We start from the raw sequence: 1,633 nt of genomic DNA on the forward strand, positions 1-1,633 counted from the left end.
GGGCTGGTTTTTTTTATCCCGCGACGGGGGGGGGGGGGGGGGGGCCGGGCGGCGCGACCCCCCCCCCCCCCCCGGCCGCGGGGTCAGGCGATGGTGATGAACTTGGCGATGCTCGGAACACCCTGCGCGTCGAGGGCGAAGAGCATGTAGGTGCCCGGCAGGACCACACCGGTGTCGGCGGGGATGGACACGTTGTACGTGCCGGCCTCCCCCGGTGTCGACACCAGGGGGACCCGTCGCTGGTCGTTGTCGGTGGAGTGGGTCGCGGCCGCGGCCCGCATCAGGACGAAGGACTTGGCAGAGCCCTCGGTGGTCACCGTGAGCGAGCTGCCCGGCGCCGTCGTGGGGGGCACGCCCCCGGTGATGACGGGACGCGCCTTCATCGTTCCGTCCGCGTTGAGCAGGTACGGCGGGGTGAAGACGGAACCGTCCGCGTGGTTGGTCGCGCAGTCGCCGCACAGGCCGCCGCCGCCGGAGAAGATCCGACCGTCGGGCAGCAGGTTCGCCACGCTGTGGTAGTTGCGCGGGATGCCCATGGCGGCGAGCGGGGTGAAGGCACCGGTGGCCGGGTCCCACAGCTCGGGCGTCATGACGGAGGTCGCGTCACTGAACGGAACCGGGTTGGCCTGTCCACCGAAGACGATCACCTTGCCGTCGGGCAGGACGACACTGTTGCTGAAGCCTCGGGCGTACTCCATGTCGCCGGTACGGGCGGTCTTGACCTGGTCTCCCGTGATGCTCACCGTGTAGGCGCGCGGCGTGGCGAAGGCGTCCGAGTAGGCCGGCGCACCACCCAGCGTGAGCAGCTTGCCGATGTCGTAGGAGACGGCGTTGCCGGTCATGGCGTCCGCACTGTCACCGCGGTTGCCCGCGGAGGTGATGGTGCCGTTGCCGGTGGTCGTGATCCAGTTCATCTGCTTGCTCGGGCCCAGCTGCAGGACCTTGCCGCCCGCGGTGGCGTGCAGCCACATGTGGTTGTCGGCGCGGTAGGCGCCGGCCGGGTCGGCCGTCATCGCCGGGACGGCGGAGACGCCCGGCAGCTTGCGCCAGGTCTTCGTGACCGGAGACCAGACCTCACCGGCCTTGTCGCCGGCGCCACCGCTCCAGGATCCGCCGAGGACGAAGGCGTCACCGTTGGAGAGCAGGGTCATCGCCGCGTAGCCGCGGGCGATGTTCATGTTCGCGGTGGAGGACCAGTCGTCGGTGGCCGGGTCGTAGATGCTGGCCTTCTCCGCGTTGCTGCCCCCAGTGACCAGCACGCGGCCGTCGGCCAGCATGGCTATGCCGGGGCAGAACATGTCGTGGCCGGTGTTGTCGATGCGGCGCTGGGTGACCTTGCCGGTCTTCAGGTCCAGGATCGCCGTCTGGGTGTAGCCGTTGCTGCCGCCGTAGCGGTCGACCGAGTAGGCGGACCAGGCGAGCATCTTGTCGCCGGGCAGGACCGCCGTGGCGACCGGCACCAGCGGGAAGCCGGTGATCTTGCCCCAGGAGCCGTGCGCGGCCGGGCTGACCGCTCCGACCAGACGCAGCTCGGCCGCGGCGCTCCACGGGCCGCGGTTGCCGGCCTCGGAGGTCAGGGTCAGGCGGACGAAGCGGACCTTGCCGGTACGGACGAACCCTGCGGTCTTGACCG

Annotated in this window: 1 protein-coding gene; it reads right to left on the bottom strand. The window is 70.7% G+C overall.

Features of this window, described 5'->3' with window-relative positions; all coding sequences use genetic code 11:
- Positions 1–83: 83 nt before the first annotated feature.
- The coding region (locus ACWGDE_RS38815) for a galactose oxidase-like domain-containing protein (RefSeq protein WP_453393798.1) at positions 84–1,633 on the bottom strand (1,550 nt) is incomplete at its 5' end.

It is taken from the genome of Streptomyces sp. NPDC054956, assembly GCF_053609185.1.